Annotated in this window: 20 protein-coding genes; 11 read left to right on the forward strand and 9 right to left on the reverse strand. The window is 62.5% G+C overall.

What is annotated here, in order from left to right; translation table 11 throughout:
- Positions 1–10: 10 nt before the first annotated feature.
- Positions 11–898 carry a branched-chain amino acid aminotransferase gene (locus tag FS320_RS07625; RefSeq protein WP_152710507.1) on the forward strand — a complete coding sequence of 296 codons (888 nt, stop codon included), beginning with the start codon at positions 11–13 and terminating at the stop codon, positions 896–898.
- 134 nt (positions 899–1032) lie between these two features.
- Here the strand turns inward: FS320_RS07625 and FS320_RS07630 are convergent, their stop codons facing one another.
- The gene (locus tag FS320_RS07630) at positions 1033–2277 is read right to left on the reverse strand and encodes a Y-family DNA polymerase (protein WP_152710509.1); all 1245 of its coding nucleotides are present in this window, start codon (positions 2275–2277) and stop codon (positions 1033–1035) included.
- Between the two features lie 182 nt (positions 2278–2459).
- Here FS320_RS07630 and FS320_RS07635 point away from each other — a divergent pair, with 182 nt between their 5' ends.
- Both FS320_RS07635 and FS320_RS07640 read left to right on the forward strand, forming a co-directional pair.
- Complete coding sequence (locus tag FS320_RS07635; RefSeq protein WP_152710511.1) at positions 2460–2735, forward strand: DUF3072 domain-containing protein; 276 nt, start codon at positions 2460–2462, stop codon at positions 2733–2735.
- Between the two features lie 145 nt (positions 2736–2880).
- Positions 2881–3921, forward strand: coding sequence for a Tim44 domain-containing protein (locus tag FS320_RS07640; protein ID WP_152710513.1), 1041 nt, complete (start codon positions 2881–2883; stop codon positions 3919–3921).
- A 73-nt stretch (positions 3922–3994) separates the two neighbouring features.
- On the opposite strand, the gene FS320_RS07645 is transcribed toward FS320_RS07640, so the two are convergent.
- The gene (locus FS320_RS07645) at positions 3995–4576 is read right to left on the reverse strand and encodes a type 1 glutamine amidotransferase domain-containing protein (RefSeq protein WP_152710515.1); all 582 of its coding nucleotides are present in this window, start codon (positions 4574–4576) and stop codon (positions 3995–3997) included.
- A gap of 137 nt (positions 4577–4713) precedes the next feature.
- Between FS320_RS07645 and FS320_RS07650 the strand changes: the two genes are divergently transcribed.
- Positions 4714–4935: a hypothetical protein gene (locus tag FS320_RS07650; protein ID WP_152710516.1), complete on the forward strand. Its 222-nt coding sequence runs from the start codon at positions 4714–4716 to the stop codon at positions 4933–4935.
- A 49-nt stretch (positions 4936–4984) separates the two neighbouring features.
- Here the strand turns inward: FS320_RS07650 and FS320_RS07655 are convergent, their stop codons facing one another.
- From FS320_RS07655 to FS320_RS07670, 4 genes are all read right to left on the reverse strand, one after another.
- Positions 4985–5710: a metallophosphoesterase family protein gene (locus FS320_RS07655; protein WP_152710518.1), complete on the reverse strand. Its 726-nt coding sequence runs from the start codon at positions 5708–5710 to the stop codon at positions 4985–4987.
- On the reverse strand, positions 5703–6518 hold the full coding sequence (locus FS320_RS07660) for a nucleotidyltransferase family protein (RefSeq protein WP_244627021.1): 816 nt from the start codon (positions 6516–6518) through the stop codon (positions 5703–5705). The genes FS320_RS07655 and FS320_RS07660 overlap by 8 nt, the downstream gene beginning before the upstream one ends.
- A gap of 177 nt (positions 6519–6695) precedes the next feature.
- Positions 6696–7070 carry a hypothetical protein gene (locus FS320_RS07665; protein WP_152710520.1) on the reverse strand — a complete coding sequence of 125 codons (375 nt, stop codon included), beginning with the start codon at positions 7068–7070 and terminating at the stop codon, positions 6696–6698.
- Positions 7071–7213: 143 nt separating this feature from the next.
- Entirely contained in the window at positions 7214–8074 is an 861-nt protein-coding gene (locus FS320_RS07670) for a BON domain-containing protein (RefSeq protein ID WP_244627022.1), read from the reverse strand.
- Between the two features lie 190 nt (positions 8075–8264).
- On the opposite strand from FS320_RS07670, the gene FS320_RS07675 reads away from it, so the two are divergent.
- From FS320_RS07675 to infA, 3 genes are all read left to right on the forward strand, one after another.
- The gene (locus FS320_RS07675; RefSeq protein WP_152710522.1) at positions 8265–8525 is read left to right on the forward strand and encodes a hypothetical protein; all 261 of its coding nucleotides are present in this window, start codon (positions 8265–8267) and stop codon (positions 8523–8525) included.
- Positions 8526–8738: 213 nt separating this feature from the next.
- Entirely contained in the window at positions 8739–8948 is a 210-nt protein-coding gene (locus FS320_RS07680; RefSeq protein ID WP_091138623.1) for a cold-shock protein, read from the forward strand.
- Positions 8949–9038: 90 nt separating this feature from the next.
- Complete coding sequence (gene infA / locus FS320_RS07685; protein WP_009494617.1) at positions 9039–9320, forward strand: translation initiation factor IF-1; 282 nt, start codon at positions 9039–9041, stop codon at positions 9318–9320.
- A gap of 67 nt (positions 9321–9387) precedes the next feature.
- Here the strand turns inward: infA and FS320_RS07690 are convergent, their stop codons facing one another.
- Complete coding sequence (locus FS320_RS07690; protein WP_152710524.1) at positions 9388–9936, reverse strand: sigma-70 family RNA polymerase sigma factor; 549 nt, start codon at positions 9934–9936, stop codon at positions 9388–9390.
- Positions 9933–10160, reverse strand: coding sequence for a NepR family anti-sigma factor (locus FS320_RS07695; RefSeq protein ID WP_244627023.1), 228 nt, complete (start codon positions 10158–10160; stop codon positions 9933–9935). Before FS320_RS07695 ends, FS320_RS07690 begins: the two co-directional genes overlap by 4 nt.
- Before the next feature lie 231 nt (positions 10161–10391).
- Here FS320_RS07695 and FS320_RS07700 point away from each other — a divergent pair, with 231 nt between their 5' ends.
- The 3 genes from FS320_RS07700 (at position 10392) to FS320_RS45090 (ending at position 12116) form a co-directional block, all read left to right on the forward strand.
- Positions 10392–10550, forward strand: coding sequence for a DUF3309 family protein (locus tag FS320_RS07700; RefSeq protein WP_152710527.1), 159 nt, complete (start codon positions 10392–10394; stop codon positions 10548–10550).
- 286 nt (positions 10551–10836) lie between these two features.
- The gene (locus tag FS320_RS45085; RefSeq protein ID WP_153885290.1) at positions 10837–10995 is read left to right on the forward strand and encodes a hypothetical protein; all 159 of its coding nucleotides are present in this window, start codon (positions 10837–10839) and stop codon (positions 10993–10995) included.
- A gap of 659 nt (positions 10996–11654) precedes the next feature.
- The gene (locus FS320_RS45090) at positions 11655–12116 is read left to right on the forward strand and encodes a hypothetical protein (protein WP_153885291.1); all 462 of its coding nucleotides are present in this window, start codon (positions 11655–11657) and stop codon (positions 12114–12116) included.
- On the opposite strand, the gene FS320_RS07715 is transcribed toward FS320_RS45090, so the two are convergent.
- A complete protein-coding gene (locus FS320_RS07715; RefSeq protein WP_152710530.1) occupies positions 12104–12835 on the reverse strand; it encodes a Crp/Fnr family transcriptional regulator in 732 nt (243 codons plus the stop codon). The two genes, FS320_RS45090 and FS320_RS07715, sit on opposite strands and share 13 nt — an antisense overlap.
- 398 nt (positions 12836–13233) lie before the next feature.
- Here FS320_RS07715 and FS320_RS07720 point away from each other — a divergent pair, with 398 nt between their 5' ends.
- Positions 13234–13494 carry a hypothetical protein gene (locus tag FS320_RS07720; RefSeq protein WP_152710532.1) on the forward strand — a complete coding sequence of 87 codons (261 nt, stop codon included), beginning with the start codon at positions 13234–13236 and terminating at the stop codon, positions 13492–13494.
- Positions 13495–13537 lie beyond the last annotated feature (43 nt).

A 13537-nucleotide genomic window follows, 5' to 3' on the forward strand; every position in this document is an offset into this window, starting at 1 on the left:
AGAAAAAACGATGTCCGCGACCCCCTTCGATCAACGTGATGGATGGATCTGGTACGACGGGCAGATCGTACCTTGGAAAGATGCCAAGCTCCATGTCCTCTCGCACGGGCTGCATTACGGATCCTCGGTGTTCGAAGGCGAGCGCGCCTATGGCGGCGAGATCTTCAAGTCGGCGGAGCATTCCGAGCGCCTCAAGAAATCGGCCCAGATCCTCGATTTCGAGATCCCCTACACGGTGGCCGAGATCGACGCGGCCAAGCGAATAGTGCTGGAAAAGAATGGGCAGAAGGACGCCTATCTGCGTCCGGTCGCCTGGCGCGGCTCGGAGATGATGGGCGTCGCGGCGCAGGACAACAAGATTCACCTCGCCATCGCCTCCTGGGAATGGCCGAGCTATTTCGACCCGGCCCAGAAGATGAAGGGCATCCGCATCGACATGGCGGAATACCGCCGTCCCGATCCGGCCACGGCTCCATCGGCGGCAAAGGCGGCGGGTCTCTACATGATCTGCACCATCTCCAAGCATAAGGCGGAACGGAAGGGCTATGCCGACGCGCTCATGCTCGACTGGCAGGGCCGCGTGGCCGAGTGCACGGGCGCCAACGTGTTCTTCATCCGTGACGGCGTGGTCCACACGCCGATCGCCGATTGCTTCCTTGACGGCATCACCCGCCGCACGGTGATCGATCTCGCCAAGCGCCGCGGCTTCGAGGTGGCGGAGCGCCGGATCATGCCGGAGGAGCTCCCATCCTTCAGCGAGTGTTTCATCACCGGGACGGCGGCGGAAGTGACCCCCGTGTCGGAGATCGGCCCCTACACCTTCCAGCCCGGCAACATGACCAAAGTGCTGATGGATGACTACTCGGCCGAGGTGCAGCCCAAGAGCAAGGCGGCGTAGGGTTCTTCGCCTCTCATCACTCCACGTCATGCCCGGCCTCGTGCCGGGCATGACCGTTTTAGAGCCTTCGAGACGGTGTGGACGGCCGTGCTCGCCACGGCCATGACGAGAGTGTCTGTCAGCGACAGACCTCCTCAAAAATCCTCCGCGTCCGGAATCCGGTTGAAGGCGATCTTCGCCCCCGCATAGCCGCCGGGAAGCGTCACCCACGGACCCCAGTGCAGAAGGGGCTTGCGGTGGGCGACGTTAAGCTGGTCGGCAATGACGGACAGGTACTCCATCCGGCGCTTGAGCTGCGCCTCCGGCATATGATCGAACAAGTCCTCCTCAATCTCGGCCAACGGCACCAGATCGTGCAGAGTGACATGCACGCTGCGACTGCGATGCATCTCTTCCCGCTCCGCATGGAAGAAAAGGCGGCTCAACGACCCCAGCAGGGACGGGTCGTCCCAGGTTGGCTGGAAATGCTCTTCCCCATACCAGCCGGCGCTGTGCCTGTCGGTGAGCCAGAGGGCGAGCGTCCGGGCCGCAAATCCCGCCCTGCGCATGCGGGCTGAGGCCTTTGCCAGGAGGACTCGTGCGGCCGCATAGGCGCCATTCAGGGAGCGCCAGTCGGCGGGCAGGATGCGCCCGTGGCCGAACATCCGCCGCCGAGTCTCAGGGCGTTCCACCGTATGGCCATGCAGCCCCATCCAGAGCCGCTCCCCCTCGACACTCCCCCAGAGCCTGCGCAGCTCCTTCGGCTGGAGCCGCCAGAGCGCAGCCATGTCAGTAATGCCCGCACGGGCGAGGCGCGCCGCGTTGCCCCTGGCGATGCCGGGAATGTCCGTCAGGTCCAGGGAGAGAAGGCGGCCCGGGAGGTCGTCCGGATGAAGCGCGACCAGCCCGTCGGGCTTTTCCATTTCGGCGGCGATCTTGGCCAGGAGATCGTTCGGGCCGAGGCCGACCGAGCAGGTGAGGGTCGGGCCGATGTCACGGGCGATGACATCCTTGACGCGCTGCCCGATCCTGAGCGCCTGCGGCCACTCGGCTGGCAGGAGGGCGCAGAGCATCTCGTCGATGGAGCAGATCGCCTTCACTGGAAGGACGGTCTCGATGGCTTCGACGATCGCACGGTGCAGCTCGACGTAAACTTCGTGCCGCGCCGTTACCAGAACGAGCCCGGGGCATTGCTTGCGGGCGTCGCGCACGAAGGTGCCGCGTTTGAGCCCCAGAGTCTTCGCCTCCCGGCTGACGGCGATAAGGCCCGTATGCTCCGAATCGACCGGAATCACGCCGACCGGTTTGCCACGTAGATGCGGCTGGAGATGCTGCTCGGCGCTGGCGAAAAAGGAATCGAAGTCGACATAGAGCCGCTCGAGGCCCGTCGGTTTGCGCATCGCCATCCATCCGCATTGTGTCGATGGAACATATCACGAACATAGGCGTGGCGGCGAGTGGAGGACAGAATCTGTGGATAACGGGGAATAATCGGCAGGAGTAATCCGCCTTTCCTTGAGGAACCAACGCTCTGCGGGAGTGTTCTTGTTTCAGAACAAAACCAGAACAATAGGAGTCCCGCATGTCATCGAATGGTAAAGCGACAAGCCGTTCTGCCGTTAACCATAAAGCTTCCGCAGAGGCAGGTAATCCGAAGGTCAATCCTGATTTTTCCGACAACCAGATCAAGGATCCGGATGAATGGGTCTCCGGCGACGAGCCGATGACCGGCGCCCAGGCTTCCTACCTGAAGACCCTATCCGAGCAGGCCCACGATCCGAAGGCTTTCGATCCCAAACTCGACAAGGCCGAGGCCTCGAAGCGGATCGATCACTTGAAGCACAAGCAGGGGCATTAGGCCTCGGATCGCCACTGTCATTCCCGCGAAGGCGGGGATGACAGCATCCATCCAAAATCGGACGGCTCGGCCCTTCCACAACCCTCAAGGCATCACCACATTATCCCGTAAGAGCATCGTGCTCCAAAGGGATGAAACGAAGACGATGATGAAATTTGCTTCTCGCCGCAGTCGGGTGATGGTTGCCCTGGCGGCTGCCTTGGTCCTCGCCGGTAGCGCGGCAGAGGCTCGCGTCGGGCGGGGAGGCGGCAGCTTCGGATCGCGCGGTGCACGCACCTATACGGCTCCGCCGGCGACTCGGACGGCCCCTGAAGCGGCGGCCCCGATTCAGCGCTCGCAGATTCCGAACCAAGGTCCGAACGTGACCCGTCCAGGAGCGCCCGCTCCAAACGTGGCGCAGCCGCGGCGCTTCGGCTTCGGCACGGGCCTGATGGCCGGCCTGTTCGGCGCGGGTCTGCTCGGCATGCTGTTCGGCCACGGCTTCTTTGGCGGTCTCGCCTCGATCTTCGGCCTTCTGCTCCAGATCGGCCTTGTGGTCCTGGTGGTCTCCTTCGCCATGAAATGGTTCCGCAACAGGCGGCAGCAGCCGGCCTATGCTGGCTCCGGCCAGGGCTATGCCCGCTCCATGGGCGGCAGCGTACCCCCGACGGGCGGACGGCCCATGAACAGCAGCCTCGGCGGCGGCTTAGGATCCGGCCTGGGCGGTGGTCTGGGTGGCGCACTTGGGGGTGCTCTTGGCGGCAGATCTCAGCAGGCGCAAGCCCGTCCGGGCGTGCGTGACGAGATCGGCATCGGCGAGAAGGATTACGCGGCCTTCGAGCGGGGTCTCGTCGAGATGCAGGACGCCTATTCGCGGGAAGACGTCGCCAAGCTCTGGACGCTGGCGACCCCCGAGATGGCCGGCTACATCCAGGAGGAACTCAACGATAACGCGGCCCGCGGCGTCGTGAACAAGCTCTCCAATGTACGCCTCAACCAGGGCGATTTGTCGGAGGCCTGGCGCGAGGGCAACACGGATTACGCCACTGTCGCCATGCGCTTCGGTATCACCGATGTCATGATGGACAGGGCCACGGGCAACGTGGTGGAAGGCGATCCGAACAAGATTGATGAGGCGACGGAACTCTGGACGTTCCGCCGCGATCAGGGCGGTCCCTGGAAGATCTCCGCGATCCAGCAGGCTTAATAGCATCCACATCGACTACGAAAGCGGCCGGTTTTCACCGGCCGCTTTTTTGTGTCGCAAAGAGCCGCAACGATTACTCTGCCGCCTGGCGGCGACCCGCATGGGAGCCCTCACGGATCTCTTCGATGATCTTGTTCACGAAAGCATCGAGATCGCCGGGATTGCGGCTGGTGACGAGGCCCTGATCGGTCACGACCGTCTCGTCGCGCCATTGTCCGCCGGCATTGATCACATCCGTCTTGATCGAATGATAGGACGTGCACTTCTTGCCCTTGATCACGCCCGCTTCGATGAGAAGCCATGGCGCGTGACAGATGGCGGCAACGGTCTTGCCGGAGGAATAGAAGGCGCGGATGATCTCGATGGCTTTCGACTCGGCGCGCAGCTTGTCGGGATTGATCTGCCCGCCGGGCAGAACGAGCGCATCGTAATCGGCCGGGTTCACATCGTCGATGTCCTTGTCGACGGACACGGTCTTGCCCCAATCCGACTTGTCCCAGCCATAGATCTTGCCGGATTTCATGCGCGATTTCGGAGCGGCGACTTCAACGGTCGCGCCGGCATTCGAAAGCTTTTCCTGCGGCACCATCAACTCGGATTGCTCGAAGCCGTCGGTCGCCATGATGAGGATCTTGGCCTGTTTGATGTCAGGCATGACATTCTCCATTGTTTGCGGGGGATCTGCTTGAGAACGGATGGAGCGGAGAGGGGTTCCGGTCAGGCGCTTGTCGGAACCCTGGCGGCGCGGTCCTGTTGACCCAGTCACGGATTTGAAAAAACGAGGAAGAACCGATGGTCAATCCAGGAGTGCCGACCAACGATCCTGTGCCCGGCGGCAATATCCCGAGCGAGGTCCCACCAGGTTCCATTCCCGATGAGGAGCCGGATATCGGTCCCACGGGGCCTCGCACGCCTTATCCCGTCAACGATCCTGGGATCATGGATCCGAAAGGGCCAGGTTCCGAGCCGGATTACCTGCCGGGCAACCCGACAGACCCCGGAACGCGGCTTTGAGGCGAAAGATGGATGTGCCTCATGAGCCGGCCGCCTCTTGCGAGCCGGCTCATATTTCGATGATGGCGTAGGGCCTACCGGTCGGCTTCTCGATATGCTTGGCGACATTGTAGACCGGCTGTCCGCCGGGCGTGCGGCCCTCGAAGCGGCCGCGATGCGCGTGGCCGTGAACAATGGCGTTCACTTTGAAGCGGTCGATGGTTTCAGCCAGCCGCGATGACCCCAGAAACGGATAGATCTCCAGCGGTTCGCTTTCGATCGTCTCGACGATCGGCGCATAATGAAGAATGACCATGGAACGCTTGGCGCGAACATGACGCATGGCATTCTCGAGCCGCAGCGTCTCGTTCATTGTTTCATTGACGAACTGCTTCATCGCCGGCTCGCCAAAATAGCCCAGCATGCGTCGCCCGAAGCCGCCGGCAAATCCCTTGACGCCCACGAAACCGACGCCGTCGATCTCGACGGATTGCCCGTCGAGCAGCTTCATGCCCGCATCGCGCAGGATATGGGCGACCTCTTCGTGAGCGCCGCATTCGTAATCGTGATTGCCGAGTACGCCGACGATCGGAATCGAGCAGGCTTTCAGATCCTGGGCGAGAAGCTCCGCTTCCTTCGGCTTGCCGAGATCCGTGAGGTCGCCGGCCAGGACAAGGACGTCCGCTTCCCTCGAGATCTCTCCGAAGAGTTCACGGTAGGATTCCGCATTGTCTTCGCGAACGTGAAGGTCGCCAATGGCAGCAACCTTCATCGTTTGCCGTGGTTCGTCACTCATTCCGCCATTCACCTTCGCCGCCCACATCGGCGAAGCCCCATTGCTTCACATCGATCTCGTAATCGATGCGGGAGAACATCCGCCCGCGGCAGACCTTCATCTGCGGCGGCGGAAGATCGAGCTGTTTGGCGAGCCTGTCGAGAAGCTCGTCCATCACCCAGCGCGGAACCTTGTCGCGCTCGGATGGGTAGATCCAGCGGAAATTGAGCAGGTGCATGAGCAGCACCTCCCAATGCACTTCCATGTAGGCGAGCAAGGCGTGCCAGTCGATCTGGTCGTGAGCCTTGAGGATCGTGTGCGCCACGTCGGCGCCGTCATAACGGTGGCGCAGCTGGATGAAGCACTTCGACCAGACGAGCTCGGTCGGTCCGACGATGCGCACGGGAGAGCCGAAGACCTCGATCTGGCGCGCGCGTTCGAACCATTGGTCACCGATCGGCATGGTGCCATTGGACGAGGCGAAGATCACGTCGAAGAAATACTGGCCTTTGAAGACCTTGCCGAGCCAGCGGTCGTCCTCGATCTCGACGGAATATCCGATACTTTTGAAATGCGACAGGACCCGGGTGTAGTCGCCGGCCTTGCAGAAGATGTCGAGATCCTTGGTCGGGCGCGTGATGCCCGTGTAGGCTGACAGCGCGTAGGTGCCGGCGAGCAGGAAGGGCAGCCCGAGATGGTTCAACTCCCGAAGCGCCTCGGCATAGAACGCTTCGGATTCCGGATATTTGAGGGTCGGCTCCGCCTTGGCGTTCATCATCGGAACGCCCGGATGCCCACCGGAGACGAGATCGGGATCGTGAACTGCCATGGCCTTGTCCAAGCGCGGCCGAGAATGCCCCGCGTTCGACAACAGAATGGCCGTAGTGAAGTTCCGTGCCGGCCAAGCTTAATACCGGGAAGAGCCGAAGGTCAGAAACGGGGTACCGGGATCGGGCGATTGAACGCCCTGCAGCATCGCCAGGAAGCCGAGGAGGCTTGGTTAAGCCTAGTGATCCCCGTGCGAGACCCGGACATCGCGCGGGCTGTTGAGGATCTCGAGCAGGCTTTGGGCGATGTGGCGGGCTTCGTCATCCTTCAGGCGCAGCAGGAAGGGCGGCATCATGCCGGCCTGGAGGGCCACCACGGCCATGCCGTGATCGTCCATGCCGACATCGATGGTCTGGGATGTCACGTCAACCATTTCTTCCGGCATATCGTCACCTTCCTCGCTGCTCTCGCCGATCGCGGCGAGCAGTTGGCTCACGGCCCTGACCAGCGAGCGGGCGGCATGGGGGTCCATGACCACGGCGGTCGATTGCTCGCCCTTCTGGAATGCCAGCTGAATGTTGTCGCCTTCGAGCGTGACGGAAATACCTGCCATGAGCGTCCTCGTCTTTCCCAGTCCCCCATATGGGGAGCACCTGCTTCAAGGGAAAGGCAAAGGCCTTGGTACGACAGATGCGCCTCGTCCCCAAGGGGAGAAGCGCATCCTGGTAAACCGGCGGCCGTGCGAGCCGTAATCCGTCAGGTCCCGCTGCCCGAGGATCCGCCGGTGCGCCGCCGGGTCGACCCGACCGTGCCTGTGCCGGCGGTCTCGGGCACGCCGGTGCTGCCGGCTCCTGCGGAGCCTGCGCCGGACATCATGGTGCCGGCAATGCCGGCATCGGCCGCCTGCTGGATGCGCAGGTTGTTCTGCACATGGGTGACGCCGGAGACGGACTCGGCCAGATCTTCCGCATGGCGCTTCTCGAAGCGGCTGTTCACGGTGCCGGTGAGCGTGACCTCCCGGCCCTCCACCCGCACCTCGATCTCCGAGGCGTCGATATGCGGATCTTCCGTGAGGCGGTCGTTCACGTCCTCCGTGATGCGGGCGTCGGAGCGCTGATAGCTTTTCGGCCCACGGCCGCGATGCTGTCCGGCCTCGCGCATGTCCCTGTCGCGGCGCCGTTCCGCATCCTCGTCGCCGAACCAGGACCGGACCTCGTCGCCGGCCCGCTCGATGAAGCCGCGATCCTCGTTGTAGTCGCGCGAGCCGCGCCCGAAGCTCTCCGATCCGGAGCGGTCCCGGCCGTAGCGATCCTGCCCGAACTGATCCGGGTCGCGGCGGCGGTCGGTGCCGAAGAAGGGCCTCTCGTAGCCGCCGCGATCGTCGCCGACCACGTCGCGCCAGTCGAGGGCCGATCCGCCGGTGCCGTAGCCGGCCGAATCGCCGAAATCGCGCTCCCGGACATCGCGATCCCGGCGCCGGCCGTAATCCTCGTCGGAGCGGGATCCGCGGTCGTAGCCGGCGCTGCGATTGCCGAAGCCGCGGCGGGCGATGTAGCCGTCGTCCTCGCGGTCGCGCCAGTCCATATCTTGATTGCCGTAGCGGCGTTCGTTGGCCATGAGAGCGCTCCTCGTCGTTGTGGTTTCCGGCCACCTCAAGGGCGGCATTTGCGCAACCAACGTGGAGGCGCGGAGGTCTGTTCCTGCCCCCGAGCCGGGCCGTGGCCCTGGATTTTAACGCGCCGCTTGAACGCTCATGCGGCCTTCGCATTGACCGGGACGGGATTTTCAAACGAACCGAGGTTGAACGATGGCGGATCTGTCCGGGTTGAGCGACGAGGCGCTGGCGGTCTTCGCCTTTGCCGCCTATCACGAGCTGTCGAGCGGGCAGAGGGTCCGCAGCGTGGTCCAGAAGGACGGCACCGGCCACAGGGCGAGCGATGCCGCCGTGGACGAGCTCGACGGGCGGGGCCTGATCAAGGCCGATGGCCGCGAGATCGTCTTCACGCCGGCCGGCGAGGAAGTGCTCCAAGGCATCGTGTCGACGATCCGGGGTCTCCGAAGCGCCTGAATTTCAAAGAAATTCACTTCCGGCCCGGAACGGACCTTTGCCTTGTAATTGCCCCATCTGTGCCTTAGGTAAATTCCATCGACATTTGGCCGGACGACTGGGCTTCCCGCTTTGGCACTGCCGGGCGCACGTTCCTTCTCTACCATCTATCGACTAGCGGATGACTGGCCCTTGGCCCACATCCACGTGCAAACGACAGTGAAAGGAATTCCCATGGAAACGGGAACCGTGAAGTGGTACAATGAAACCAAGGGTTATGGTTTCATCCAGCCCGATAACGGCGGCAAGGACGTGTTCGTTCACGCCACGGCACTCGAGCGTGCCGGCATGCGCGGTCTGCGCGAAGGTCAGAAGATCTCCTACGAGCTTCAGACCGACCAGCGCACCGGTCGCGCTTCTGCAGTGAACCTGCAGAACGCATAAAGTTTGATGCCGGAGGACGTGCCCGCACGTCCTCTTGCATATGGCCGTTCCGATTCAGGGGCGGCTTTTTTGTTGTGAGGAAGGCTTTGCATGGCAAAGGAAGAACTGATCACCTTTGAAGGACTTGTGACCGAAATTCTGCCCGATGCGCGCTACCGCGTGCAGCTCGACAACGGGCACGAGGTCATCGCCTACACGGCTGGCAAGATGAAGAAGAACCGCATCAAGACGCTCGCCGGCGACCGCGTGACCGTCGAGATGTCGCCCTACGATCTGGAGAAGGGCCGGCTCATCTTCCGTCATAAGGATTCGGGTGCCTCTTCCGGTCCGCGCCCGCCGCAGCGCGGCAACCAGCAGTTCCGGCGCCGCTAAAACGATAGGCGCACCTTTCATTCAGGCGCGCCTATCGGTTGAGGCTCTTTGGTTGCCTTGAGGCCTGTCAGGCGACCGCGTGCATCACCGAGAGGATGACGCGGTCCGGGCCGAGATCTTCCTCCATATCGGTGAAGTGCATCAGTTCGGCCAGCCGGTTGCGGGCGCGGTTGACGCGGCTCTTGATGGTGCCGACCGCGCAGCCGCAGATCTCCGCCGCCTGTTCGTAGGAGAAGCCCGAGGCTCCCACCAGCAGCAGCGCCTCGCGCTGGTCGTGCGGCAGCCGGGCGAGCGCCTTCTGCAGATCCTCGAAATCGAGATGGGGCAGCTGGTCCGGCTGCACCGAGAGGGCGGCCGCGTATTTGCCGTCCGCATCCTCGACCTCGCGGCGGCGCTTGCGGTATTCGGAATGAAACAGGTTGCGCAGGATGGTGAAGAGCCAGGCCTGCATGTTCGTGCCGGGCTGGAAGCGGTCGATATTGGCGATCGCCCGCATCAGAGTTTCCTGCACGAGGTCGTCGGCGCGGTCCACGTTGTTCGTCAGCGAAATGGCAAAGGCGCGCAGATTCGGCGTCGCCTTGAGCATGGAGTCGCGCAAATCGATGTCGATACTCATGATTGCTGCTTCTCTCCCTTCACGCCATCCAGCCGGTTGATGATCTCGATGAACCGGTCCGGCACTGGCTGCTCGCCCAGCGCCAGGGCGTCGTAGAACTGGCGCAGCCGCTGGCCGATCTGCGCCTGGACCGAGCGGCTGAGAGCAGGGGATGCGGAGGTGTTGAGGCCAGGAATCGGCTCTGGATCGTCGGGGGGCATATAGGTTGGCTTCTTCTTTTGCATTGGATTGTCCTGGTCCATCGAAGGTAGCGACCTCCCGCCGGGGTCGCGCTGACGGCGGCACCCAATCGCCGTGGAGCTAACGTCAAGCCAGGGTGATCGTTCCGCCGCGGGACCCGCCCCTTCGGCGCTCATCCACAGGTAAAAGAGGCGGGAACTTTTTCCCTTACGGCCAAGTTTCCCTGGATGAACGTCGCCCCCATCGAGGCGGCGCCAATGGACGGAGATTTCTCTATGGCACTCAGCACCATCCTGCTCATTCTCGTCATTCTACTGCTCATCGGCGCCGTGCCCGCCTGGCCCCATAGCCGCGGCTGGGGCTACGGCCCGAGCGGCCTCCTGGGCGTGGTCCTGCTCATCCTCATCATCCTGCTGCTGATGGGACGGCTCTAAGGGCTCCGACAGCGTGAGACAGCGAGGGCGGCCTTCGGGCCGCCCTTGCGTTTCAGGAAGAACTCCGTCGCTGCAAATTTGGATCGCGATTGGATCCCGTGGATCCAACCATGTCGCTCTGCAACGAAAAGGCCGCGCTCCCGAAAGACCGGGAGGGCGGGAGAGAAGAGCGAGATGGGAAGGGAAAGGAGCGCCACGGCTTGCCGCGTGTGGCGCTCCGGGAGGAATGGGTTAGTAGTAGACCGGGAAGTCGTGGCTGGCATCGACGAGGGTGTCGCCGTCCGAGATGGAGGCCACCTGGGCCGAGGTCGCGCTGCCGCCGAAGGACGTGTTGAAGGCGCTCTGGTCGATGGTGTTGAAGGACTGCTGGTCGTTGACCCCGCCGCCGAACCAGCTGCTGCCGGTGTCGAGCAGTGTATCGGGGTCGGAAATGTTGGCCAGCTAGGCCGAGGTCGCGCTGCCGCCGAAGGCGGTGTTGAAGACGTGCTGGTCGATGTCGTTTGCGGAGAACTGGAAATTTTCCATAATAGGGCCTCTTCAAGTTGGCGTTGCTCTCAAGACCGCCTGAGATGCTCTCTCTGTTGGCGATGATTGGACTTTGAACCACTTTGACCGACACCGCTGTGAAGCGCGTCACACCTGACAAATTCTTTCGTTCGGGAAGCCGCCCAGGACAGGAAAGGCATGGCGCCAGGATCAGGCAACGATGCTCGGGACGCGAGGCCCTTGCCGCCCCGTCTGCGTAAAGCCCCGAACCGCAGATGCCCTATAGGGCTATTTAGGGAACTGGATTGCATCTAAGACGTATGAGCCTCCGCTGGCCGGGAAACCGGGCACACTGTGCTGACGTTTCGGCCCGCGGAGAACATGCATGACTGCAACGGGAACAGTCGCCTAGATCCTCGACACAGTGATTTTGACCGGTTGGCCTGCCGTCTCTTGTGACGGCACTTCGAAGCGGTGCGGGATCTGCAAGTGGATTGATCCCCATTGGACGGGGCCTCGGTACCAGATGCGAAGTCCGCAGCACGAGCTTGGCGGTGTCAAACCGTCAAAATCACTGTGCTAAGGATCTAGTTCGACCTGGCCAGGCAATTCGGCTTCGTGACGCTGAGCAATGGCTACGGAGATGCCTTCCTGCACATGTCGGTGCTCAAGGAGGCCGGGTATGTCTGGCTCCCGCGTGGGACGACGGTGCGGGTCAGGATCGAGGAAGACGGCGGCAAGCGGCGGGTTGCCGAGGTTCTGGAGATCGACGCCAGCACGGCCCGGCGAGAGCGAGCCGATTCTGCGCAAGCCAAAAGCCTGAATGGATCAGGGGTGACGGGCAAGACGCTGTGCAATCCAGTCCTGGGCACCGTCGAGGCTGGCGAAGGTGGGGTGGCTTGCTCCATCGATCCGGCCAAAGCCGGCTTCCAGATACCAGTGCCCCGGCGCCACCTCATTGTCGTCCGCAAGGCGTACCAGCACCGCCACCAGCCGCTGCCGATCGAGGACCATCATGCCGTCCTCGTCAAAGCCCGTCGCCACACGGATCGGCTGAAGGGTGAGGGTCATGCCGCCTGATCGCTCTCCAGGTGAAGGTAGGCCGGGTCGAACTCGCCCGCTTGCTTGAGCTTGTCCCAATCGGGGATCTTGATCTGGGTTCCCTTGCTCACGATCAGGCCATCGGCCCGCATCTGCTGCAGCACCCGGTTGACGTGCACCGTCGTGATGCCGAGCGCATCCGCGAACTCAGCCTGGGTGATCGGCAGGTCACAGGCATGGTCCTCGGCCAGGCCCACCGCCCGCAGGCGCACCAGCAGCTCGCACAGCACGTGGGCCATGCGCTGGTAGGCCTCGCGCTGCCCGACATTCATCACCCATTCGCGGAAGATCGCCGCATCGATCAGGGTCTCGCGCCACAAGGCTGCGCCGATGCGCGGATAGCGGAGGCAGATGTCGCGCAGGGCCTCGTGCTGGATGAACCCGACCCGGCAGGTGCTGATGGTGGCGATGCTGGTGTCCAGGGTCTTCAGGTGCAGGCTCTGCAGGTCGGGAATGTCGCCGGCGATGGCGAAGGAGACGATCTGGCGCTTGCCGCCGGCGGTGACCTTGTAGGTGGCGGCAAAGCCGCTCAGGATCAGGCAGGAGCGCGAGGGGCGATCCCCCATGCGCACGATGTCCTGATCGTCCTTGATGACCATCACTTGCATCGGCAGGGTCTCGAGCACCTGGCGCTCGTCCTCGGTGAGCGTGAAGACACTCTCCATCTTCCGGATGAGCGCGGGGATGCAGAGAGGCATGCATGCGGTGCTCCTCCTGTTGCAGGCGGGAGCACGTCGAATCTCTCAGCTATCAGCGCCTAAGATCGGTTGCCGATAATAAACGACTTAGTGCACGGAAATGAAGCTCTGTCATTGATCTATGTTGTGTTTAGAAAAAACTTGTCTTTTTTCTCGAAAAGCTACAATTACTCTTGCGCAACGTACTCTTGCGCAACGAGTTCTCTATACAGTGGCTAAACCAAACCTATATTATGGCCAAATCGAACATAGGTTACATCTGAGCGCAACTTATGTTATTGCCGAGCTAAACTTATGTTAGAGGTTATCTGGCCCGGCTGGTGTAACGTGTATGTTCATTTTTCGGGTGTCTGGCCATCTGGCACTGACCTCTCGCCCCAATTTGGAAGGCGAAGGTGATGACCCTCGACATCTCATTCATGCCCATGCGCGTGCTCATCGACGGCCATGACAGCGAGGGCAACCTTGTCCTCGCCGATAACCAGCTCGCGGCCGTGATCGTCCGCCTCGACGGTCAGACCCATGACCCTGAGCACAAGGGGCGGTGGCACCTGGAAGCCGGGTTCGGCAAGTGCAACGTTCGTGATGCGCCCTTGTTCAAAACGCCTGAAGAGGCCGGAGCCTGGATTGAACAGATCCTGACGCGTCCGGTCGTGTGATTCCGAAAATGCCATTCGTGGAACCGGCGGCAAGTGCCTCTCG

Source organism: Microvirga tunisiensis (genome assembly GCF_009296175.1).
Taxonomy (GTDB): Bacteria; Pseudomonadota; Alphaproteobacteria; order Rhizobiales; family Beijerinckiaceae; genus Microvirga; species Microvirga tunisiensis.

Excerpts from the sequence above, each read along its gene's own strand:
- FS320_RS07635 (WP_152710511.1), top strand. The coding sequence starts at position 2,460 with ATGTCATCGAATGGTAAAGCGACAAGCCGTTCTGCCGTTAACCATAAA.
- FS320_RS07675 (WP_152710522.1), top strand. The coding sequence starts at position 8,265 with ATGGCGGATCTGTCCGGGTTGAGCGACGAGGCGCTGGCGGTCTTCGCC.
- FS320_RS07630 (WP_152710509.1), bottom strand. The coding sequence starts at position 2,277 with ATGCGCAAACCGACGGGCCTCGAGCGGCTCTATGTCGACTTCGATTCC.
- FS320_RS07715 (WP_152710530.1), bottom strand. The coding sequence starts at position 12,835 with ATGCCTCTCTGCATCCCCGCGCTCATCCGGAAGATGGAGAGTGTCTTC.
- FS320_RS07695 (WP_244627023.1), bottom strand. The coding sequence starts at position 10,160 with ATGCAAAAGAAGAAGCCAACCTATATGCCCCCCGACGATCCAGAGCCG.
- infA (WP_009494617.1), top strand. The coding sequence starts at position 9,039 with ATGGCAAAGGAAGAACTGATCACCTTTGAAGGACTTGTGACCGAAATT.
- FS320_RS07720 (WP_152710532.1), top strand. The coding sequence starts at position 13,234 with ATGACCCTCGACATCTCATTCATGCCCATGCGCGTGCTCATCGACGGC.
- FS320_RS07665 (WP_152710520.1), bottom strand. The coding sequence starts at position 7,070 with ATGGCAGGTATTTCCGTCACGCTCGAAGGCGACAACATTCAGCTGGCA.
- FS320_RS07660 (WP_244627021.1), bottom strand. The coding sequence starts at position 6,518 with ATGGCAGTTCACGATCCCGATCTCGTCTCCGGTGGGCATCCGGGCGTT.
- FS320_RS07625 (WP_152710507.1), top strand. The coding sequence starts at position 11 with ATGTCCGCGACCCCCTTCGATCAACGTGATGGATGGATCTGGTACGAC.
- FS320_RS45085 (WP_153885290.1), top strand. The coding sequence starts at position 10,837 with ATGGAGGCCACCTGGGCCGAGGTCGCGCTGCCGCCGAAGGACGTGTTG.
- FS320_RS07700 (WP_152710527.1), top strand. The coding sequence starts at position 10,392 with ATGGCACTCAGCACCATCCTGCTCATTCTCGTCATTCTACTGCTCATC.
- FS320_RS07670 (WP_244627022.1), bottom strand. The coding sequence starts at position 8,074 with ATGGCCAACGAACGCCGCTACGGCAATCAAGATATGGACTGGCGCGAC.
- FS320_RS07650 (WP_152710516.1), top strand. The coding sequence starts at position 4,714 with ATGGTCAATCCAGGAGTGCCGACCAACGATCCTGTGCCCGGCGGCAAT.
- FS320_RS07680 (WP_091138623.1), top strand. The coding sequence starts at position 8,739 with ATGGAAACGGGAACCGTGAAGTGGTACAATGAAACCAAGGGTTATGGT.
- FS320_RS07640 (WP_152710513.1), top strand. The coding sequence starts at position 2,881 with ATGATGAAATTTGCTTCTCGCCGCAGTCGGGTGATGGTTGCCCTGGCG.
- FS320_RS07645 (WP_152710515.1), bottom strand. The coding sequence starts at position 4,576 with ATGCCTGACATCAAACAGGCCAAGATCCTCATCATGGCGACCGACGGC.
- FS320_RS07655 (WP_152710518.1), bottom strand. The coding sequence starts at position 5,710 with ATGAGTGACGAACCACGGCAAACGATGAAGGTTGCTGCCATTGGCGAC.
- FS320_RS07690 (WP_152710524.1), bottom strand. The coding sequence starts at position 9,936 with ATGAGTATCGACATCGATTTGCGCGACTCCATGCTCAAGGCGACGCCG.